Consider the following 22,819-nt stretch of genomic DNA (forward strand, 5'->3'; position numbering starts at 1 on the left):
TGCTATGGAACAACTCCGGGCCGAATTAAGTCATTTGCTGGGGGAAAAATTAAGCCGCATGGAGTGCGTCAGCGAAAAGCCTGATTCTGCACTCTGGTCTTTGTACGACAGCCAGGGAAACCCGATGCCGCTGCTGGCGAGATGTTTCACCACGCCGGGGCTGGCGCGACAGCTTGCCTGGAAGACGTCAATGCTGGCGCGCGGCGGCACAGTGCGTATGCCGGTGGTCTACGGCGTGATGACACACGAAGAGCACCCCGGACCCGATGTATTGCTTATAGAACGCCTGCGCGGCGTGCCTGTTGAAGCGCCCGCGCGAACACCAGAGCGTTGGGAACAGCTCAAAGATCAAATCGTCGAAGCGCTACTGGCCTGGCACCGGCAGGACAGCCACGGTTGTGTCGGCACCGTCGACAGCACGCAGGAAAATATCTGGCCCTCCTGGTATCGTCAGCGCATGGAAGTGCTGTGGACCACGCTCAATCAATATCAAAACACCGGGCTAACGATGCAGGATAAACGCATGCTGTTTCGTACCCGTGAATGCCTGCCCGCCTTGTTTGATGGTTTTAATGATAACTGCGTGCTGGTGCACGGCAGTTTCAATCTGCGCAGCATGCTCAAAGATGCCCGTAGCGATCAGTTACTGGCGATGGTTGGCCCCGGCATTATGCTGTGGGCACCGCGCGAGTATGAACTGTTTCGTCTGGTGGAAGGGCCGCAGGCGGAAGGATTGCTGTGGCACTATTTGCAGCACGCGCCGGTAGCGGAATCTTTCCTCTGGCGGCGCTGGCTGTATCTGCTCTGGGATGAAGTGGCGCAGCTGGTCAATACCGGGCGTTTCAACCGCGCCAACTTCGATCTGGCCTCGAAATCACTGCTCCCCTGGCTGGTCTGAACTGCCTTTCAGCCACTGCCAGATCCGCCCCAGCGTTTCATAACCTACCCGGTCACTGTGCAGCAGCCAGACCGGGGAAGGGATCGCGCGCTCCCACGGGTTAAGCGGTGAGTCGATCGCCAACTGATTTGCCGGTGCCGGTAGAGGTTTCAGCCCGACATGCTGGAAAAAGATAACTGCCCGTGGCAGATGCGCCGCCGACGTTACCAGCAGGAATGGCGTATCGCCAATGGCCTGTTTCACCGCAGCGGCTTCTTCTTCGGTGTCTTTAGGCTTATCCAGCGTGATGATATCGCTGCGCGGTACGCCCAGGCTTTCCGCCACCCGTGCGCCAGCTTCTGCGGTACTTACCGGGTTCGTTTTCGCGGCTGCGCCCGTAAAAATGAGTTTCGAGCCGGGATTGGCGCGCCACAGGCGGATCCCCTCATTCAGGCGCGGCAAGCTATTGCTGATCAGATTGGAACTGGGAGCCCAGGCATCATTCCAGGTGTAACCGCCGCCGAGTACCACGATGTATTTCACCGGCTCTGTTCCATGCCAGGTGGGGTAGGTATCTTCAAGGGGTTTTAACAGACGATCCGCCACGGGTTGCACACTTAAAAGCAATAAAACCAACCACCCGACGCTGATGAATACTTTGCCGGTTTTTTGCCAGCGGCTGAACCAGACCAGCACAATTCCCAAACCGATTAACAAAAGCAAAAATGGCAGCGGCAGCAGCAAGCCGCCGACGATTTTTTTGAGCGTAAAAAGCACCGTTTTCGTCTCCTTTTTGACCATACAGCAGGCGTTTTCAGCGGATTTTACACCAGATGGGTTCATTATCGGCACGGCTGTGACAAAATAGCGGTTTTGCCAGGAGCGTGGAGCATCCATGCAGGATCGAAATTTCGACGATATCGCGGAGAAATTCTCGCGCAATATCTACGGCACCACGAAAGGTCAGCTGCGTCAGGCGATCCTGTGGCAGGATCTTGATATATTGCTGGCGAAAATGGATCGCGCCCCACTTCACGTGCTTGATGCAGGCGGCGGAGAGGGACAAACGGCGATCCGCATGGCGCAATTGGGCCACCGCGTGACGTTATGCGATGTGTCGGAAACCATGATTGCGCGTGCGCAAACTGCGGCAAATGAGAAAGGTGTGAGCGGTAACATGCATTTTGTACAATGCCCCGCTCAGGACGTTGCAGAACATTTAGAATCGCCCGTTGATCTGGTATTGTTTCATGCGGTTCTTGAATGGGTTGCTGAACCCATTACCGTATTGCAAACCTTATGGTCGGTGTTAAGACCGGGCGGTGCGTTGTCGCTCATGTTTTACAACGCCGACGGTTTACTGATGCACAACATGGTGGCGGGGAATTTTGACTACGTTCAGGCCGGTATGCCGAAACGAAAAAAACGCACCCTTTCCCCGGATTATCCGCGCGCGCCCGCAGATGTTTACCGCTGGCTTGAGCAGATCGGCTGGCAAATTACCGGCAAAACCGGGGTGCGTGTCTTTCACGATTACCTGCGTGAAAAGCACCAACAGCATGACTGTTTTGACACATTACTCGAACTCGAAACGCGCTATTGCCGCCAGGAGCCGTATATCAGTCTCGGCCGTTATATTCACGTGACAGCAGTTAAGCCGCAAATCGATGGAAGGACAAACGATGAGTGAATTTTCCCAGACAGTCCCCGAACTGGTTGCCTGGGCCAGAAAAAATGATTTCTCCATCTCGCTGCCGGTCGACAGGCTCTCTTTTTTGCTGGCCGTTGCCACCCTTAACGGTGAGCGTCTGGATGGGGAAATGAGCGAAGGCGAATTGGTCGATGCCTTTCGCCACGTCAGTGAGGCGTTTGAGCAAACCAGCGAAACCATCACCCAGCGTGCTAACAACGCCATCAACGATATGGTGCGCCAGCGTTTGTTGAACCGCTTTACCAGCGAACTGGCAGAAGGCAATGCCATCTACCGCCTGACACCGCTGGGTATTGGCATCACGGATTACTATATTCGCCAGCGTGAGTTTTCCACGCTGCGCCTCTCAATGCAGTTGTCGATTGTGGCGAGTGAGCTGAAACGCGCCGCCGATGCGGCAGAAGAGGGCGGCGATGAGTTTCACTGGCACCGTAATGTCTATGCGCCGCTGAAATATTCCGTGGCGGAGATTTTCGACAGTATCGATCTGACCCAGCGGGTGATGGACGAGCAACAGCAGCAGGTAAAAGACGATATAGCGCAGTTGCTGAACAAAGACTGGCGCGCCGCCATTTCCAGTTGTGAGCTGTTATTGTCAGAAACCTCCGGTACGTTGCGCGAGCTTCAGGATACGCTGGATGCCGCTGGCGATAAGCTGCAAACCAATTTACTGAGCATTCAGGATGCGACGCTGGGCCGCGACGACCTGGAGTTCCTCGATCAACTGGTGTTCAACCTGCAAAGCAAGCTGGACCGCATTGTCAGCTGGGGCCAGCAGGCTATAGACCTGTGGATTGGTTACGATCGCCACGTACACAAATTTATCCGTACCGCTATCGATATGGATAAAAACCGCGTCTTTGCGCAGCGTTTGCGCCAGTCGGTGCAGACCTATTTTGATGCACCCTGGGCGCTAACCTACGCCAGTGCCGACAGGCTGCTGGATATGCGTGATGAAGAGATGGCGCTGCGCGACGAAGAAGTCACCGGCGAGCTGCCGCCGGATCTGGAGTTCGAAGAGTTTAACGAAATTCGCGAGCAACTCGCGGCGCTTATTGAGCAGCAACTGGCGATTTATAAAACCAAAGGTGTGCCGCTGGATCTCGGTCTCGTGGCCCGCGAATATTTGGCGCAATATCCGCGTGTACGTCATTTTGACATCGCGCGCATCGTGGTTGATCAGGCGGTACGTCTCGGCGTAGCGCAAGCAGATTTCACCGGACTGCCACCGAAATGGCAGCCGATTAATGATTACGGAGCCAAGGTACAGGCGCATGTCATCGACAAATATTGAACAAGTGATGCCGGTTAAACTGGCACAGGCGTTGGCAAACTCGCTCTTTCCGGCGCTGGACAGCGCATTGCGTTCAGGAAGACATATCGGCCTTGACGAGCTGGATAATCACGCCTTTTTGATGGATTTTCAGGAATATCTGGAAGAGTTTTACGCGCGCTATAACGTCGAACTTATCCGCGCACCGGAAGGCTTCTTTTATCTGCGTCCGCGTTCCACCACCCTGATCCCGCGTTCAGTGCTCTCTGAACTGGATATGATGGTCGGCAAAATTCTCTGTTATCTCTATCTCAGCCCTGAACGCCTGGCCAACGAAGGGATTTTTACCCAGCAGGAGCTATACGACGAGCTGATGTCGCTGGCCGATGAACCGAAGCTGCTGAAGCTGGTTAACAACCGCTCTACCGGTTCCGATCTGGACCGCCAGAAGCTTCAGGAAAAAGTCCGCTCTTCGTTAAACCGCCTGCGCCGTCTCGGCATGATCTGGTTTATGGGTAACGACAGCAGCAAGTTCCGCATCACCGAATCGGTGTTCCGCTTTGGCGCGGACGTGCGCTCGGGCGACGACCCGCGTGAAGCGCAACTGCGTATGATCCGCGACGGCGAAGCGATGCCTGTCGAAAACCATCTGCAACTCAATGATGAGCCAGAAGATAATCAGCCGGATAGCTCGGAGGAAGAGTAATGATTGATCGCGGTAAATTTCGTTCGCTTACGCTGATTAACTGGAACGGCTTTTTTGCCCGCACCTTTGACCTGGACGAACTGGTTACCACCCTTTCTGGCGGTAACGGTGCCGGGAAATCGACCACCATGGCTGCGTTTGTCACGGCGCTTATTCCCGATTTGACGCTGCTGCACTTTCGTAACACCACCGAAGCAGGCGCAACCTCTGGCTCCCGCGATAAAGGCCTGCACGGTAAGCTGAAAGCCGGCGTCTGTTATTCGGTGCTGGATGTCATCAACTCCCGCCACCAGAGGGTGCTGGTGGGCGTGCGTTTGCAGCAGGTTGCGGGTCGCGATCGCAAAGTGGATATCAAACCCTTTGCCATTCAGGGGCTACCTACCTCGGTGCTGCCGACACAACTGCTGACAGAGACACTGAATGAGCGCCAGGCGCGCGTGCTGTCATTGCAGGAAGTGAAAGACAAGCTCGATGCGATGGAAGGCGTGCAGTTCAAGCAGTTCAACTCCATTACCGATTACCACGCGCTGATGTTCGATCTGGGCATTGTGGCGCGTCGTCTGCGATCCGCCTCGGATCGTAGCAAGTTCTACCGCCTGATTGAGGCCTCGCTGTACGGCGGGATCTCCAGCGCCATTACCCGCTCTCTGCGCGACTATTTATTGCCGGAAAACAGCGGTGTGCGTAAAGCGTTCCAGGATATGGAAGCGGCGCTGCGCGAAAACCGTATGACGCTGGAAGCGATTCGCGTCACCCAGTCCGACCGTGATCTGTTTAAGCATCTGATCAGCGAAGCCACCAACTATGTGGCGGCGGATTATATGCGCCACGCCAACGAGCGCCGGGTGCATCTCGATAAAGCGCTGGAGTATCGCCGCGATCTGTTCTCCTCGCGCCAGCAACTGGCGGCGGAGCAGTACAAACATGTCGATATGGCGCGTGAGCTCTCGGAACATGCCGGTGCAGAAGGGGATCTGGAAGCGGATTATCAGGCCGCCAGCGACCACCTGAACCTGGTGCAAACCGCGCTGCGTCAGCAGGAAAAAATTGAGCGCTATGAAACGGATCTGGAAGAGTTACAAATCCGTCTCGAAGAGCAGCATGAAGTGGTGGCCGAAGCCGCCGAACGCCAGGAAGATAACGAAGCCCGCGCCGAAGCCGCTGAGCTTGAAGTGGATGAGCTGAAAAACCAGCTTGCCGATTATCAACAGGCTCTCGACGTCCAGCAAACCCGCGCCATTCAGTACAACCAGGCGTTACAGGCGCTGGAACGGGCGAAAGCGTTGTGTCATCTGCCCGATTTGACGCCGGAAAGCGCCGACGAATGGCTGGAAACTTTCCAGGCCAAAGAGCAAGAAGCGACGGAAAACCTGCTGTCGCTGGATCAAAAGATAAGCGTTTCACAAACCGCACATAGCCAGTTTGAGCAGGCGTATCAACTGGTGGCGTCCATTAATGGCCCGCTGGCGCGTAACGAAGCCTGGAGCGTGGCGCGTGAGCTGCTGCGCGATGGCGTTAATCAGCGCCATCTGGCGGAGCAGGTTCAGCCGCTGCGTATGCGCCTGACCGAACTGGAACAGCGTCTGCGCGAACAGCAGGAAGCCGAACGTTTGCTGGCCGAGTTCTGCAAGCGCCAGGGCAAACAGATTGACGCCGAAGAGCTGGAAGCGCTGCATCAGGAGCTGGAAGCGCAAATTGCCGCGCTTTCTGACAACGTTTCCGCCGCAGGCGAACAGCGCATGGCGCTGCGCCAGGAGCTGGAGCAGTTGCAGTCGCGCATTCAGACCCTGACCAAACGCGCGCCGGTGTGGCTGGCGGCACAAAGCAGCCTGTCGCAGTTGTGCGAGCAGAGCGGCGAGCAGTTTGAGTCCAGCCAGGATGTCACGGAATATCTGCAACAACTGCTGGAGCGCGAACGCGAAGCCATTGTTGAGCGTGACGAAATCGGCGCACGTAAGCGTCTGGTCGATGAAGAGATCGAACGTTTAAGCCAGCCTGGCGGTGCGGAAGACCCGCGTCTGAATGCGCTGGCAGAGCGTTTTGGCGGCGTGCTGCTGTCGGAAATCTATGACGATGTCAGCATCGACGATGCGCCGTATTACTCGGCGCTGTATGGCCCGTCGCGTCACGCGATTGTAGTGCCGGATCTGTCGCTGGTTTCTGAGATGCTGGAAGGGCTTGAAGAGTGCCCGGAAGATCTCTATCTGATCGAAGGGGACCCGCAATCCTTCGATGACAGCGTGTTTAGCGTTGATGAGCTGGAAAAAGCGGTGGTGGTGAAAATCGCCGATCGCCAGTGGCGTTACTCCCGCTTCCCGACGTTGCCGCTGTTTGGCCGCGCGGCGCGAGAAAGCCGCATCGAAAGCCTGCACGCCGAGCGTGAAGAACTGGCGGAGCGTTTCGCTACACTCTCTTTCGATGTGCAGAAAACCCAGCGCCTGCATCAGGCATTCAGCCGCTTTATCGGCAGCCATCTGGCCGTTGCTTTTGACGACGATCCGGAAGCAGAAATCCGCACGCTGAACAGCCGCCGTGGCGAGCTGGAACGCGCTATCAGCAATCATGAAAACGACAACCAGCAAAACCGCGTGCAGTTTGAACAGGCGAAAGAGGGCGTGGCCCAGCTTAACCGCCTGCTGCCGCGTGTGAATCTGCTGGCTGATGACACGCTGGCGGATCGCGTTGACGAAATTCGGGAACGCCTGGATGAAGCCGAGGAAGCCGCGCGATTCATTCAGCAGTTTGGTAACCAACTGGCGAAACTCGAACCGGTGGTCTCCGTGCTGCAAAGCGACCCGGAACAGTTTGAACAATTAAAAGCCGATTACGCTGCTTCCCAGCAGGTACAGCGTGATGCTCGCCAGCAGGCCTTTGCGCTGGCGGAAGTGGTTCAGCGACGGGCGCACTTCAGCTACTCCGATTCGGCTGAAATGTTCAACGGCAATAACGATCTCAACGAGAAGCTGCGCCAGCGTCTGGAGCAGGCGGAAGCGGAACGTACCCGGGCGCGTGAAGCGATGCGCAGCCATGCCGCGCAATTCGGCCAGTACAACCAGGTGCTGGCGTCGCTGAAAAGTTCGTTCGATACCAAAAAAGAGCTGCTCAACGACCTGCAAAAAGAGTTGCAGGATATCGGTGTTCGCGCCGATGGCGGTGCGGAAGAGCGGGCGCGTATTCGCCGCGACGAATTGCATGCGCAGCTTTCCGGCAACCGTGCGCGTCGTAACCAGCTCGAGAAAGCCATTACCTTCTGCGAAGCAGAGATGGATAACCTGACGCGTAAATTGCGCCGTCTGGAGCGCGATTACCATGAAATGCGTGAGCAGGTGGTGACGGCGAAAGCCGGCTGGTGCGCGGTGATGCGCATGGTGAAAGACAATGGCGTTGAACGCCGTCTGCACCGCCGCGAGCTGGCGTATCTCTCTGCCGACGAACTGCGTTCCATGTCGGATAAAGCCCTTGGTGCGCTGCGCCTGGCGGTGGCGGATAACGAACATCTGCGCGACGTGCTACGCCTGTCGGAAGATCCGAAACGCCCGGAACGTAAAATCCAGTTCTTCGTCGCGGTGTATCAGCATCTGCGCGAGCGTATCCGCCAGGATATTATTCGCACCGATGATCCGGTCGAAGCTATCGAGCAGATGGAGATTGAACTCAGCCGTCTGACCGAAGAGTTGACTTCCCGCGAGCAAAAACTGGCGATCAGCTCCCGCAGCGTGGCGAATATTATTCGGAAAACCATCCAGCGTGAGCAGAACCGTATCCGCATGCTGAACCAGGGGCTGCAAAGCGTCTCCTTCGGCCAGGTGAACAGCGTGCGCCTCAATGTGAACGTGCGGGAAACCCATGCCACCTTGTTGACGGTGCTCTCTGAACAGCATGAGCAGCATCAGGATCTGTTTAACAGCAGCCGCCTGACCTTTTCGGAAGCGCTGGCGAAACTCTATCAGCGCCTGAACCCGCAAATCGATATGGGGCAGCGCACGCCGCAAACCATTGGTGAAGAGCTGCTGGACTACCGCAACTATCTGGAGATGGAAGTGGAAGTTAACCGTGGCTCCGACGGCTGGCTGCGTGCGGAATCCGGCGCATTGTCGACCGGGGAAGCTATCGGTACCGGGATGTCGATTCTGGTGATGGTGGTGCAGAGCTGGGAAGATGAAGCCCGTCGACTGCGCGGTAAGGATATTTCGCCATGCCGCCTGCTGTTCCTGGATGAAGCGGCGCGCCTTGATGCCCGTTCAATCGCCACGCTGTTTGAGCTGTGCGAGCGTCTGGAGATGCAGTTAATTATCGCGGCACCGGAAAATATCAGCCCGGAAAAAGGCACCACGTACAAACTGGTGCGTAAAGTCGTGCAGAATCATGAGCATGTGCACGTTGTCGGGCTGCGCGGATTTGCCGCTCAGCTTCCGGAAACGCTGCCCGGTACGGCAGACGCATCGTAACGGCAGCACACAGTCAAAGAGCGGCAGAGATGCCGCTCTTTTTGTTTTCTGAAAAATGATTGCCAGCCGGTGTTTAATCTTTAAACTTCTTTACATTAGGGAAGGCAAATGCTTTTTTGTCTTTATATACTGAGAGAAAGGTGACGGTCCGTCACATGCAATGTGAAAGAAACAGGGGACAAGGGATGTTGCTTATGAAGTCGTATGGTCGTCGAATGTCAGCGTTGAGTTTGTGCCTGGCATTTGCATTCGCTCCGCTGTTTAATGCCCAGGCCGATGAGCCTGAAATTGTCCCGGTAGATACCTCGGCAACGCCGGGCGATCAACCAACGCTGCTCCCGCAGCCGCTGGAACAATCTCCGGCGACCGCCATGATGATCGGCGTTAAGCCACTCCCGGCAGGCGTCAACATCGCTGACGTGCGTAGCCAGTTACAGTCACAGTTGCCTGCCAACTGGACGCCCGTCTATATGGATCAGCTATCGTCGTTGTATGCAGCGCGCGGGCAGCATCCGATGTGGGATAACCGCGAGGCAGTGCAGGCATTTCAACAACAACTGGCAGAAGTGGCGATTGCCGGTTTTCAGCCGCAATTTACCACCTGGGTTGAGTTGTTAACCGATCCTGGGGTAACCGGCATAGCGCGTGATGTTGTGCTCTCTGACGCGATGATGGGGTATCTGCATTTTGTTGCCGGTATCCAGGCAAAAGGCCAGCGCTGGCTTTATAGCGATAAACCTTACACTCTGGCGACGCCCGCCATTTCTGTTATCAATCAGTGGCAAACGGCGCTGGATAACGGTTCGCTGCCGGGCTTTATCTCAAGCCTTGCGCCGCATCATCCGCAGTATGCCGCGATGCATCAATCCTTGTTGGCGCTGGTAGCCGATTCCCGCCCATGGCCGCAAATCACCAGCACGGCCTCTTTACGTCCGGGACAGTGGAGCAAAGATGTTCCGGCATTGCGTGAGATTCTACAGCGCACCGGGATGCTGGATGGCGGGCCGGATATCGTACTTCCCGGCGATAACGTCGCGGTGAGTCCTTCGGCTGAGCCTGCGAAGAAAACGCAGCCGGTACGCGCGGCCTACGATCGTACGCTGGTGGACGCGGTTAAGCGCTTCCAGGCCTGGCAAGGGCTGCATGCCGATGGCGTGATTGGTCAGGGAACCCGAGACTGGCTTAACGTCAGCCCGGCGCAGCGAGCGGGTTTACTGGCGCTGAATATTCAGCGTTTGCGCCTGCTTCCCGCCACGCTTTCCACCGGCATTATGGTTAACATCCCGGAATATTCCCTGGTCTATTACCTCAACGGCAACCAGGTGCTGGCATCCAGAGTGATTGTCGGTCGCCCGGATCGTAAAACGCCGATGATGAGCAGCGCACTGAATAATGTGGTGGTGAACCCGCCGTGGAATGTGCCGCCGACGCTGGCGCGCAAAGATATTTTGCCGAAAGTCTGGAATGACCCCACTTATCTCGAACGCCACGGTTACACCGTGCTGCGCGGCTGGAACAGCAAAGAGGCGATTGATCCGGCGATGGTTGATTGGGCGACGATTACGCCGACCAACTTACCGTTCCGTTTCCAGCAGGCGCCAGGCGTACAGAACTCGTTAGGGCGGTATAAATTCAACATGCCAAGCTCCGATGCAATCTACCTGCACGATACACCGAACCATAACTTGTTCCAGAAACAGGCGCGGGCGCTGAGTTCTGGCTGTGTGCGGGTCAATAAAGCGTCCGAACTGGCCAATATGCTGTTGCAGGATGCGGGCTGGAATGATGCGCGGATTTCCGACGCGTTAAAGCAGGGCGAAACCCGTTACGTGAATATTCGCCATGATATTCCGGTCAATCTCTATTATTTGACGGCGTTTGTCGGAACGGATGGACGCACACAATACCGTACAGATATTTACAATTACGACCTGACAGCGCGATCGGGCGCACAAATCTTGGCAAAAGCTGAACAATTAATCAGGTAAATGAAGCAGTTTGCGACATTCTGCTGTCGTATGAACAGGCAAATATCGGGCCTTTCAGTCTACAGAGCCGGAGTTTGCTGGGATGAGGCAGCCTTGACGTGGCGTTTGTTGCCCGGTAAGGTGCCTCTCGTGCGCTAAAGAAGTGCATAAATAACGTTCAATTCTGTTTTATCTGTAGACCTGATTATCATGGATAAATTTGACGCTAATCGCCGCAAATTGCTGGCGTTGGGTGGGGCCGCTCTCGGTGTCGCCATCCTACCAACACAGGCATTTGCCACTCTTTCCACGCCGCGCCCGCGTATTCTGACGCTCAATAATCTGAATACCGGAGAATCTATTAAAGCTGAGTTCTTTGATGGTAAAGGCTATATTCAGGAAGAATTAGCAAAGCTGAACCATTTTTTCCGTGATTACCGCGCGAATAAAATCAAAAGCATTGATCCTCAGTTGTTCGACCATCTTTTTCGCTTGCAGGGGCTGCTGGGAACCCGCAAACCCGTGCAGCTGATCTCTGGTTACCGTTCTCTTGATACCAATAATGAGCTTCGCGCGCACAGCCGCGGCGTGGCCAAACAGAGCTACCATACCAAAGGTCAGGCGATGGATTTCCATATCGAAGGGATTTCTCTGAGTAATATTCGCAAAGCTGCGTTATCTCTGCGCTCCGGTGGTGTAGGATACTACCCCAAAAGCAATTTTGTGCATATTGACACCGGGCCGGTAAGGCACTGGTAAATCTCAGGCTGAGCTACAGGAGCAGTATGAACTATCGTATTATTCCGGTTACCGCGTTCTCCCAGAATTGTTCGCTTATCTGGTGTGAGCAGACGCAACTTGCGGCTGTGGTCGATCCCGGCGGCGATGCAGAACGCATTATTCAGGAAGTGGATGCGTCTGGTGTGACGCTGACGCAAATCCTGCTTACCCACGGTCATCTTGATCATGTGGGCGCGGCAGCCGAGCTGGCGCAGCATTATGGTGTGCCGATTATCGGCCCGGAAAAAGAAGATGAGTTCTGGCTACAAGGTTTACCTGCTCAGAGCCGTATGTTTGGTTTAGACGAGTGCCCGCCGCTGACGCCCGATCGCTGGTTAAATGAAGGCGACAGCGTGACGGTCGGCAAGGTTAGCCTGCAAGTCCTGCACTGTCCGGGGCATACGCCGGGCCATATCGTTTTCTTCGATGCGCAGTCGCGTCTGTTGATTTCTGGCGATGTGGTGTTTAAAGGCGGCGTTGGGCGCAGCGATTTCCCGAAAGGCAACCATGCGCAGCTGATTGATTCCATCAAACGCAAATTGCTGCCGCTGGGGGATGATGTGACCTTTATTCCGGGGCACGGGCCTCTTTCAACGCTGGGCAATGAGCGGCTACATAACCCGTTCCTGCAAGATGAACAATCGGTGTGGTAAATAAAAAAGGGTCGCTTAGCGACCCTTTTACTTTTTCGCGCCTTACAGCACGGCGACGATAGCTTCACACAGCGGCGACATATTATCCGGTGTCATGCCCGCGACGTTAATACGCCCGGAAGCCACGGCGTAAATCCCGAACTCTTCACGCAGACGTAAAACCTGCTCTTTGGTCAGGCCGCTGAAGGAAAACATCCCATTCTGCCGGGTGATAAAGCTGAAATCGCGGTTGGCCCCTTTCTCTTGCAGGGTATTCACAAACAGCAGACGCATACGCTGGATGCGCTGGCGCATGTCGGTCAATTCCTGTTCCCAAATAGCACGCAGGGCGCTGTTGCTGAGAATAGTGGCAACCACAGACGCACCGTGCGCAGGCGGGTTGGAGTAGTTGGCGCGGATCACTGCTTTCATCTGGCTGAAGGCGCGATCGGCACTTTCCGCATCGGCACACACCAGCGTACAGGCACCCACGCGCTCGTTATAGAGACCAAAGTTTTTTGAGAACGAACTGGCAACCAGCAGTTCTTTATGCAGCGCGGCAAACGCCCGCAGACCTTCCGCATCCTCTTCCAGACCGCGAGCGAAACCCTGATAAGCGAAATCGAACAGTGGCAGCCAGCCTTTCTCAACAGAGAGCTTCGCCAGCATTTCCCACTGCTCAAGCGTCGGATCAATACCCGTCGGGTTATGGCAGCAGCCATGGAATAGCACCACGTCGCCGGCCTGGGCGTTGTTCAGGCTGGCCAGCAGACCGTCAAAATCAAGCGCGTGGTTCTGCGCATCGTAATAAGCGTATTCACACACTTCCAGGCCAGCAGAGTTAAAGACGCCTTTATGGTTTGGCCAGCTCGGGTTGCTGACCCAGACGCGTTTTGCAGAGGTGTTTTTGGCGAGGAAATCTGCCGCGACGCGCAGGCCACCGGTGCCGCCTGGGGTTTGCGCAGTGCGCGCGCGTTTGTCATTGATAATGGCGCTGCCTTTGCCGAACAGCAGTTCTTGCGTGCAACGGCCAAATTCAGGAATACCGTCGATGCCGAGGTAGTTTTTGGTGGCTTCATTTTCCAGCAGATAAAGTTCTGCTTTTTTTACGCTGGTCAGTACCGGCGTCTTACCGGTTTCATCTTTATAGACACCAATCCCTAAGTTGATTTTATTAGGGCGTTCATCGGCGCGAAACAAATCGGCCAGGCCCAGAATGGGGTCGGCAGGGGCAGCGGTAATATTCTCAAACATGACGAGGTTCCATTTTGATGACAGAAGGGAAATCCGCTATCAGGTTAACGGCTGCCACGGGAATTGCCAACCGTTTGCGATAAAAAGCGCGATGCTTTTCAAAACTCTTAAGCCGTTATACCGCAGACATAAAAAAACAGGGCCTAAGCCCTGTTTGATATGCATATAACAGTCGAGGGGACTGATTAGAACTGGTAAACGATACCCACTGCAACGGTGTCGTCGTAACCTACGCCCAGCGCATTGTCTTTATCGATCTGGTTGATGATGTAATCAACATAGGTGGACATGTTTTTATTGAAGTAGTAAGTCGCACCAACTTCAAAGTAGTTGATCAGCTCTACATCGCCGATGCCTTCAACATTTTTTGCTTTAGATTTGGTGTAGCCGATAGACGGGCGCAGACCGAAATCGAATTGGTACTGAGCAACTAACAGAACGTCTTCAGTTTTGTTAGCAAAACCACCAGGGATCGGAGTAGAGTTACGGGTTTCGCTGTAAGTTGCTGCCAGATAGAGATTGTTCGCATCATATTTAACAGAAGTGCCCCACTGTTCAGCTTTATCACCGTGACCCAGCAGGTCAGCATTCTGCTGTGCATTGGTACGGTCAGCTGCACCGTAAGCACCTACGATGCCGAATCCGTTGAAATCATAGCTTACAGAAGTAGCCCAGCCGTCGCCGTTGGATTTCTGAACTGTTGACAGGTTGTCGGCGCCAGTTTCGTCGTCAACAGTGTAAGCGTTGGCACGCTGGTTTTTGCCCAGATACTGTACGCCGAAGTTCAGGCCTTCAACCAGACCAAAGAAGTTGCTATTACGATAGGTAGCCAGACCGCCGTTACGACCTGCGAAGAAGTTGTCAGAGTAGGCGGTATCACCACCGAATTCTGGCAGCATATCGGTGTAACCCAGTGCATCGTAGACCAGACCGTAGTTACGACCGTAGTCGAAGGAACCAGCGTCACCGAATTTCAGGCCAGCAAATGCCAAACGGGTTTTGTTACCAGTCTGAGCGTCGCCACCTTCAGAGTTGTTACCCTGGAAGTTGTATTCCCATTGGCCGTAACCGGTCAGCTGGTCATTGATTTTGGTTTCGCCTTTAAAGCCCAGACGAGCATAGGTTTTGTCGCCGTTACCAGCGTAACCGTTTGTACCGTTATCTTTAGTGAAGTAATGCAGACCAACAGCTTTACCGTAGATATCTACTTTGTTGCCGTCTTTGTTATAGATTTCAGCAGCGTTAGCTGCACCCGCTACCAGCAGGGCAGGGATAACCACTGCCAGGATATTGCGCTTCATCATTATTTATTACCCTCATTGGTTTTTTTTGAACACCTGCCACTGCCGCCAATGAATTCCGTCAATAAAAATTTACGGAACTATTGATGAGAGTTTGGTGTCTTTCTGTGTCTGAAAGGCATCTTTCCAAACATGTAAACGTTTCGCTAGCCTGAAAGTGCTACAAATGTCTTAAAGGAGTAACAAAAAGAAATATTGTGTAAGATATTGTGAATTTAACGGAACTTTGTGAACCATCTCAAAGTTCCGAACTCACTGCTGACAAAATGACCGCTTCTAATCCTATTTATATGAATTACTTATATTTAATTAAGATAAAGGCTTTGCTTATCCAGGAATGATTCTCATTGGTGATTTTCTTATATTTGCGTTTAGCCATCTGGATTGCTGTGTGATTTTTATCCAAATGTGCTAGTTGACTGAATGAAATATTCGGTAATATTCACAAGTGTGATTTTTGTGCAGAGTTGTTTCTGGCGTAAAAATATGCAAAGAAGGGTAATTAAAGCGGGAAGCCAAATGGCGATGTCGAAAAATTGTTAACGAAAGTTGACAGGAAAGAATACGAGAAGGCCAGCGGAGCCGCTGGCCTGATACGTGCAACCTGATACGTGTAATTAAAAGGTTGCGTTACGCGGTGTACGCGGGAATGGAATCACATCACGCACGTTCTGTACGCCGGTTACGTAGGCAATCAGGCGTTCGAAGCCGAGACCGAAGCCCGCATGTGGTACGGTGCCGTAGCGACGCAGATCGCGATACCACCAGTAATCTTCTTTATTCAGACCCATCTCTGCCATACGCGCATCGAGCACATCGAGACGTTCTTCACGCTGAGAACCCCCAATGATTTCACCGATGCCCGGTGCCAGCACGTCCATCGCCGCGACGGTTTTGCCGTCATCGTTAAGGCGCATATAGAACGCTTTAATATCTTTCGGGTAGTTTTTCACCACCACCGGCGCTTTGAAGTGTTTCTCCGCCAGGTAACGTTCATGCTCGGAAGCCAGATCCACGCCCCAGTACACCGGGTTCTCGAACTTCTCACCGCATTTTTCAAGGATGGCAACCGCGTCGGTGTAATCCACCTGCGCGAAATCTGCGGCGATGAAACGCTCCAGACGGCCAATCGCATCTTTATCCACACGCTCTTCAAAGAACTTCAGATCGTCCAGACGCTCTTCTAGCACCGCTTTAAAGGCATATTTCAGCATCGCTTCCGCGAGACGGGCGTTATCGTCGAGGTTGGCAAAGGCGATTTCCGGCTCCAGCATCCAGAACTCGGCCAGATGGCGGCTGGTGTTGGAGTTTTCCGCGCGGAAAGTGGGGCCGAAGGTGTAAACCTTAGAAAGTGCGCAGGCATAGGTTTCGGCGTTCAACTGGCCGGAAACCGTCAGGAACGCTTCTTTGCCAAAGAAATCTTTATCGTAATCGACTTTTCCCTGCGCGGTGCGCGGCAGGTTTTCCATATCCAGCGTAGAAACGCGGAACATTTCGCCTGCGCCTTCGGTATCCGATGCGGTGATCAGCGGCGAGGAAACCCAGAAGAAGCCTTGCTCATCAAAGAAGCGGTGCAGCGCTTGCGCCAGCGTATGACGTACGCGGGCAACCGCGCCAATAATGTTAGTGCGCGGGCGCAGGTGGGCGACTTCGCGCAGATATTCAATGCTGTGGCGTTTTGCCGCCATCGGGTAGGTATCGGGATCTTCAACCCAGCCGGTCACTTCTACCGACGTTGCCTGAATCTCCAGACTCTGGCCTTCACCCGGTGAGGCCACGACTTTGCCGGTGACAATAACGGAGCAGCCGGTTGTCAGGTGCAATACCTCGTCATTGTAATTGGGCAGAGAATTATTAATAACGGCCTGTACAGGATTAAAGCAGGAGCCGTCATAAACGGCGAGGAAGGAGATACCAGCTTTAGAATCTCGGCGGGTGCGCACCCATCCGCGTACGGTGACTTCACTGTCAACGGCTACGCGACTATGGAATACGTCGGCTACAGGCACAACGCTCATAATATTCTCTCTATTAATAGTCGGGAAAAATAAACACTTGTCCGCCCGGAACGGGAGGGATTACCTATGTTACCTGGCGAGCGCTATCAGACAAGCAGAATTCGCAGTAAGCATTAAGAATTTGTCGATAAAAAAGGGAGCCGGACGGCTCCCTGATGGTTAACTGGCCTTTCTGACCTGCGGCAGGTCGAACGCTTCGCGCAGGGCGCGGACAAAGGCTTTATCGTGGCAAATGGTTTTGCCGGGGCTGTCGGAAAGTTTCGCCACCGGTTTACCGTTACACTCCACCAGCTTGATAACGATATTCAACGGCTTAACGCCAGGAATATCGCAGGTCAGGCGAGTCCCGATACCAAAGCCGAGTTTGATGCGGGAGGCGAAGTGGGTATAGAGATCCAGCGCCTTATCGAGATCGAGATTATCGGAGAAAACCAGCGTTTTCGACAGCGGGTCGATACCGAGCTTTTCATAATGCGCAATGGCTTTTTCGCCCCATTCAACCGGATCGCCGGAGTCATGGCGTAACCCCTGATAACGGGTGGCGAACTCGGGTCCAAAGTCGCGTAAAAACGCATCCATGGTAATACAATCCGTTAACGCTATGCCCAACTGGTCCGGGTACTCTTCCAGCCAGGCCGCAAGTGCTGCACGCTGGCTGGTTGCCAGTTCCGGGCTGATTTGCTGATGCGCCTGGAACCACTCATGGGCCTGCGTACCCATCGGCGTCAACGACAGACGACGCGCGAGGTCGTAATTGCTGGTGCCAACAAACCACGGTTCCTGCTGGAGCCGCTCAACAATCGCTTGTTGCACATCGGCGGAGAAACGGCGACGGGTGCCGAAATCCATCAGCCGGAAACCGGACATATCCAGCGATGCGGTACGCGCGGCGAAATCTGCCAGTTTTTCTTCCAGATGCAGCAGAGCCTGCTGTACGCCAGCCTGCGGCGAGCGGCAACGGTGTACCACTTCGCTGATCACCGCCAGCAGCGGCACTTCCCACATAATCACTTCCCGCCACGGGCCGGAAAGACGGATATGCAGTTTGCCATTGTCATTGCTGATGGTGACTTGCTGCGGGTCATAACGGAAGTTACGCAGCCAGTTAAGGTAATCGGGCTTAAAGAAGGGGAGGCCGGAGAGCCAAAGGTTCTCGTTATCCTGTAGGCGCAAATGCTGCATCGCATCGACCTGTTCGCGGATCGCATCGGCATAAATGCCGAGCAGATCATCGCCGCGGCAGCGGAACTCCGCCGAGACGTGCACATCATAGTAGTGGTGGAACACCGCTTGCTGCATGTGCAGTTTGTAGGCGTCGGTATCCAGCAGCGTTTGCAGACCAGAAAAAGCGAGTTGAGTCATGGCGCGCAGTAGCATCCTCTTACAGGAGCGTTTAGTAAAATAAACAAAGCAGGTAAGTCGCTGGAGTATACCTTGTTTACGAATTTATTGAACCCCGATCACACCACATCGTGTTTTGGGGGTCGATGGCATTTTGTGCCTCCTGTTATAAAAATGTAGCAGACAGAGCTTTTCCCTCTGAAAAGATGAACATTCTGCGTGGCGCGTTCGGGGCAACCGGAATAGACTGGAATCGTAACCAACAGAAGATGCTAAAGGTTTTTTATGACACAACAGCCACAAGCCAAATACCGCCACGATTACCGTGCGCCGGATTATATGATTAGCGATATTGACTTGACCTTCGATCTGGACGCCGAGAAAACCGTCGTCACTGCGGTAAGTAAAGTGTCACGCCATAGCGCCTCTGCTGTGCCGCTGCGCCTCGATGGCGGCGACCTGAAATTACTCTCCCTTCATGTCAACGACAAACCCTGGAGCGACTATAAAGAAGAAGGCTCCCAGCTGGTTATCGATGGTCTGCCAGATAGCTTTACGCTGCGCATTGTGAATGAAATCAGCCCGGCGGCGAACACCGCGCTGGAAGGGCTCTACCAATCTGGTGAAGCGCTGTGTACGCAATGTGAAGCGGAAGGTTTCCGCCACATTACCTGGTATCTCGACCGCCCGGATGTGCTGGCGCGTTTTACCACCAAATTGATTGCCGATAAAACCCGCTATCCGTTCCTGCTTTCCAACGGTAACCGCGTCGATCAGGGCGAACTGGATAATGGCCGTCACTGGGTACAGTGGCAGGATCCGTTCCCGAAACCGTGCTACCTGTTTGCGCTGGTGGCGGGGGATTTTGATGTGTTGCGCGATACGTTTACCACCCGTTCCGGGCGTGAAGTGGCGCTGGAATTATATGTGGATCGCGGCAATCTCGACCGCGCACCGTGGGCGATGACCTCCCTGAAAAACTCCATGAAATGGGATGAACAGCGCTTCGGTCTGGAGTACGACCTCGACATCTATATGATTGTCGCCGTCGACTTCTTCAACATGGGCGCGATGGAGAACAAAGGGTTGAACATCTTCAACTCGAAATATGTTCTCGCGTGTACCGATACCGCCACGGATAAAGATTACCTCGATATTGAGCGTGTCATCGGCCATGAGTATTTCCATAACTGGACCGGTAACCGCGTCACCTGCCGCGACTGGTTCCAGTTGAGCCTGAAAGAGGGGCTGACAGTATTTCGCGACCAGGAGTTTAGCTCCGATCTCGGCTCGCGCGCGGTTAACCGTATCAATAATGTGCGCACCATGCGCGGCCTGCAATTCGCCGAAGATGCCAGCCCAATGGCACATCCGATCCGCCCGGATAAAGTTATTGAAATGAATAACTTCTACACCCTGACGGTGTATGAGAAAGGCGCGGAAGTGATTCGCATGATGCACACCCTGCTGGGTGAAGAGAATTTCCAGAAAGGGATGCAGCTCTATTTCGAGCGTCACGACGGCAGCGCCGCCACCTGCGACGATTTCGTACAGGCGATGGAAGATGCTTCCAATATCGATCTGTCGCACTTCCGCCGCTGGTACAGCCAGGCGGGTACGCCAATTGTCTCCGTACAGGATGATTACAACCCGAGCACTGAGCAATATACCCTGACCATCAGCCAGCGCACTCCGCCAACGGCAGAGCAGCAGGAGAAACTGCCGCTGCATATTCCGTTCGATATTGAGCTGTACGATAACGACGGCAAGGTGATCCCGCTGCAAAAAGACGGTCATCCGGTACATAACGTGCTGAATGTCACTCAGACCGAGCAGACTTTTGTCTTTGATAACGTCTACTACCAGCCTGTGCCGTCGCTGCTACGTGAATTTTCCGCGCCGGTGAAACTGGAATATAAGTGGAGCGATCAACAACTGACATTCCTGATGCGCCATGCCAGCAATGATTTTTCACGCTGGGATGCGGCGCAAAGCCTGCTGGCGACGCACATTAAGCTGAACGTGGCGCGCCATCAGCAGGGGCTGGCACTTTCGCTACCACTGCATGTGGCCGATGCATTCCGCGCGATCTTGCTGGATGCGCAGATCGATCCGGCGCTCGCCGCTGAGATCCTGACGCTGCCGTCGGTGAATGAAATTGCCGAGCTGTTCGACATCATCGATCCGGTTGCCATTGCCGCTGTACGCGAAGCATTGACGCGCACGCTGGCCACCGAGCTTGCCGACGAATGTCTGGCGGTTTACAACGCCCATAAACTCGACAGCTACAAGGTCGAACATGCAGATATCGGCAAGCGCGCTTTGCGTAATACCTGCCTGCGCTATCTGGCTTTTGGCGATACACACCTGGCAGACAAACTGGTCAGCCAGCAGTATCACGAGGCGGATAATATGACCGATGCGCTGGCGGCGCTTTCAGCAGCCGTAGCCGCGCAGTTGCCGTGCCGCGACGCCCTGATGCAGGAGTACGATGACAAGTGGCATCATGACGGCCTGGTGATGGATAAATGGTTTATTCTGCAAGCCACCAGCCCGGCGGATAACGTGCTGGAAACGGTGCGCGATTTGCTGAATCACCGTTCGTTCACGCTCAGCAACCCGAACCGTATCCGCTCGCTGATTGGGGCGTTCGCAGGCAGCAACCCGACGGCGTTCCATGCAGAGGATGGCAGCGGGTATCAGTTCCTGGTCGAGATGCTGACCGATCTCAACAGCCGCAACCCGCAAGTGGCGTCGCGCCTGGTTGAGCCGCTGATTCGCCTGAAACGCTATGATGAAAACCGCCAGGCGCTGATGCGTGCGGCGCTGGAGCAACTGAAAGCGCTGCCGAATCTTTCCGGCGATCTGTACGAAAAAGTCAGCAAAGCGCTGGCGTAATACACGCATTGCCCGGTGGCGCTGCGCCACCGGGCAATGCCAAATCAAGCGTGGCGGGTTCGGGGAAGAACACTGTTTTCCAACTCGCCGCGCTGCATTACCCGGTTCAGCACCTGCTCTTCCAGCTCGGCCAGCCTTACCGATCCCAGTCGACGCGGGCGAGGCAAGTCGATAGTCAAATCGAGACCGATTTTCCCCTCTTCAATCAGCAATACGCGATCCGCCATGGCGACCGCTTCGCTGACATCATGCGTGACTAACACCACCGTAAATCCCTGCGTTTGCCACAGCTCGGTGATCAGCGCCTGCATCTCCAGCCGGGTGAGCGCATCCAGCGCTCCTAAGGGTTCGTCGAGCAGCAGCAAGCCCGGTTGATGCACCAGCGCCCGCGCCAGCGCGACACGCTGCTTTTGCCCGCCAGAAAGCGCCGCAGGCCACTCTTCCGCGCGCTGTTCCAGCCCAACCGAACGCAACGCCTCCCTGGCGGCATCGCGCCAGCGTCCTTTCAGACCGAGGCCAACATTATCGATAACCGATTTCCACGGCAGCAGCCGCGCATCCTGAAACATCATGCGCGTATCGTGCTGAATCGCTGCCAGCGGCGTCGTTCCCGCCAGCAATTCACCCCCATTAGGCGATTCCAGACCGGCTAACAGCCGCAACAGCGTGCTTTTCCCGCCGCCACTACGACCCACCACCGCGACAAACTGTCCGGCGGCAATATGCAAATCCAGTGTATTCAGCACCCGGTTATCGCCGTAGCGTTTGGTCACGCCGTTTAACAGAAGCGGGATCCCTTGATTCAGTCGGGCAGTATTCATGCGGTTGCCTCCTTCACATGGTATGCGGGATGCCAGCGTAGCCACAGGCGCTCAAGCAACTGCGCGCTGACATCAGCCAGTTTGCCGAGCAGGGCATAAAGAACAATCGCCACCACCACCACATCGGTTTGCAGGAATTCGCGGGCGTTCATCGCCAGATAACCGATCCCCGCATTGGCAGAAATGGTCTCGGCGACAATCAATGTCAGCCACATCAGGCCGAGGGCAAAACGCACGCCGACCATAATGGAAGGCAATGCGCCGGGCAGAACCACGTGAGTGAAAAGCGCGAAGCCGGAAAGACCATAGCTGCGCGCCATCTCCAGCAGCCCTCTGTCGATATTGCGGATCCCATGCCAGGTATTGATATAGATAGGAAAAAGTGTCCCGAGGGCGACGAGGAAAATCTTCGCCGTTTCGTCGATGCCAAACCACAGGATAACCAGCGGGATCAACGCCAGGTGCGGCACGTTACGCAGCATCTGAATCGAGGTATCCAGCAGTCGCTCGCCCCAGCGCGACAGGCCGCTCACCAGCCCAAGCACCAGGCCGATGCTGCCGCCAATCGAGAAACCAATCGCTGCGCGCCAGGCGCTGATCGCCAGATGCTGCCACAGCTCACCGCTGGCGCTCAGCGTCCAGAAGGCTTCCACAACCCCTTCCGGGGAGGGCAGGATCCGCGTGGATAGCCAGCCCACGGAAGAGGCGATTTGCCAGATGATCACAATGAGCGCCGGCAACAGCCACGGAGCCAGGCGCAATAACCATTTATTCTGCGTCGCCATAGATGCC

The 22,819-nt window shown here is 54.8% G+C and carries 16 protein-coding genes; 9 read left to right on the forward strand and 7 right to left on the reverse strand.

From position 1 onward, the window contains the following. Positions 1 to 4: 4 nt before the first annotated feature. On the forward strand, positions 5 to 898 hold the full coding sequence (locus tag Q5705_08425; protein ID WLI78551.1) for a YcbJ family phosphotransferase: 894 nt from the start codon (positions 5 to 7) through the stop codon (positions 896 to 898). On the opposite strand, the gene elyC is transcribed toward Q5705_08425, so the two are convergent. Continuing rightward, the gene (gene elyC, locus Q5705_08430) at positions 875 to 1,654 is read right to left on the reverse strand and encodes an envelope biogenesis factor ElyC (GenBank protein WLI78552.1); all 780 of its coding nucleotides are present in this window, start codon (positions 1,652 to 1,654) and stop codon (positions 875 to 877) included. The genes Q5705_08425 and elyC overlap by 24 nt on opposite strands. A 118-nt stretch (positions 1,655 to 1,772) precedes the next feature. On the opposite strand from elyC, the gene cmoM reads away from it, so the two are divergent. The 7 genes from cmoM to Q5705_08465 all read left to right on the forward strand — a co-directional run bounded on the left by cmoM (position 1,773) and on the right by Q5705_08465 (position 12,415). Next, entirely contained in the window at positions 1,773 to 2,567 is a 795-nt protein-coding gene (cmoM, locus tag Q5705_08435) for a tRNA uridine 5-oxyacetic acid(34) methyltransferase CmoM (protein WLI78553.1), read from the forward strand. Next, positions 2,560 to 3,882 carry a chromosome partition protein MukF gene (gene mukF / locus Q5705_08440; GenBank protein ID WLI78554.1) on the forward strand — a complete coding sequence of 441 codons (1,323 nt, stop codon included), beginning with the start codon at positions 2,560 to 2,562 and terminating at the stop codon, positions 3,880 to 3,882. Before cmoM ends, mukF begins: the two co-directional genes overlap by 8 nt. After that, on the forward strand, positions 3,863 to 4,567 hold the full coding sequence (mukE, locus tag Q5705_08445; protein ID WLI78555.1) for a chromosome partition protein MukE: 705 nt from the start codon (positions 3,863 to 3,865) through the stop codon (positions 4,565 to 4,567). Before mukF ends, mukE begins: the two co-directional genes overlap by 20 nt. After that, entirely contained in the window at positions 4,567 to 9,015 is a 4,449-nt protein-coding gene (mukB, locus tag Q5705_08450; GenBank protein ID WLI78556.1) for a chromosome partition protein MukB, read from the forward strand. The genes mukE and mukB overlap by 1 nt, the downstream gene beginning before the upstream one ends. 185 nt (positions 9,016 to 9,200) lie before the next feature. Continuing rightward, positions 9,201 to 11,003, forward strand: a complete 1,803-nt coding sequence (gene ldtD, locus Q5705_08455) for a L,D-transpeptidase (protein ID WLI78557.1) — start codon at positions 9,201 to 9,203, stop codon at positions 11,001 to 11,003. Between the two features lie 189 nt (positions 11,004 to 11,192). After that, positions 11,193 to 11,741: a YcbK family protein gene (locus Q5705_08460; GenBank protein WLI78558.1), complete on the forward strand. Its 549-nt coding sequence runs from the start codon at positions 11,193 to 11,195 to the stop codon at positions 11,739 to 11,741. 26 nt (positions 11,742 to 11,767) lie between these two features. Further along, a complete protein-coding gene (locus Q5705_08465) occupies positions 11,768 to 12,415 on the forward strand; it encodes an MBL fold metallo-hydrolase (protein WLI78559.1) in 648 nt (215 codons plus the stop codon). 42 nt (positions 12,416 to 12,457) lie between these two features. Here Q5705_08465 and Q5705_08470 read toward each other — a convergent pair whose 3' ends face one another. The 4 genes from Q5705_08470 to pncB all read right to left on the reverse strand — a co-directional run bounded on the left by Q5705_08470 (position 12,458) and on the right by pncB (position 18,329). Continuing rightward, positions 12,458 to 13,648, reverse strand: coding sequence for an amino acid aminotransferase (locus Q5705_08470; protein ID WLI78560.1), 1,191 nt, complete (start codon positions 13,646 to 13,648; stop codon positions 12,458 to 12,460). A gap of 185 nt (positions 13,649 to 13,833) precedes the next feature. Next, positions 13,834 to 14,952, reverse strand: a complete 1,119-nt coding sequence (gene ompF / locus Q5705_08475; protein WLI78561.1) for a porin OmpF — start codon at positions 14,950 to 14,952, stop codon at positions 13,834 to 13,836. 614 nt (positions 14,953 to 15,566) lie between these two features. Further along, entirely contained in the window at positions 15,567 to 16,967 is a 1,401-nt protein-coding gene (gene asnS / locus Q5705_08480; protein ID WLI78562.1) for an asparagine--tRNA ligase, read from the reverse strand. A gap of 159 nt (positions 16,968 to 17,126) precedes the next feature. After that, positions 17,127 to 18,329 carry a nicotinate phosphoribosyltransferase gene (gene pncB / locus Q5705_08485; protein WLI78563.1) on the reverse strand — a complete coding sequence of 401 codons (1,203 nt, stop codon included), beginning with the start codon at positions 18,327 to 18,329 and terminating at the stop codon, positions 17,127 to 17,129. Between the two features lie 264 nt (positions 18,330 to 18,593). On the opposite strand from pncB, the gene pepN reads away from it, so the two are divergent. Then, positions 18,594 to 21,206: an aminopeptidase N gene (gene pepN, locus Q5705_08490; protein ID WLI78564.1), complete on the forward strand. Its 2,613-nt coding sequence runs from the start codon at positions 18,594 to 18,596 to the stop codon at positions 21,204 to 21,206. Between the two features lie 44 nt (positions 21,207 to 21,250). On the opposite strand, the gene ssuB is transcribed toward pepN, so the two are convergent. Then, entirely contained in the window at positions 21,251 to 22,027 is a 777-nt protein-coding gene (gene ssuB, locus Q5705_08495) for an aliphatic sulfonates ABC transporter ATP-binding protein (GenBank protein ID WLI78565.1), read from the reverse strand. Continuing rightward, the gene (gene ssuC, locus Q5705_08500) at positions 22,024 to 22,812 is read right to left on the reverse strand and encodes an aliphatic sulfonate ABC transporter permease SsuC (GenBank protein ID WLI78566.1); all 789 of its coding nucleotides are present in this window, start codon (positions 22,810 to 22,812) and stop codon (positions 22,024 to 22,026) included. Before ssuC ends, ssuB begins: the two co-directional genes overlap by 4 nt. Between the last annotated feature and the right edge of the window lie 7 nt (positions 22,813 to 22,819).

The sequence above is a fragment of the Kosakonia sp. H02 genome (assembly GCA_030704225.1).
Classification (GTDB): Bacteria; Pseudomonadota; Gammaproteobacteria; order Enterobacterales; family Enterobacteriaceae; genus Kosakonia.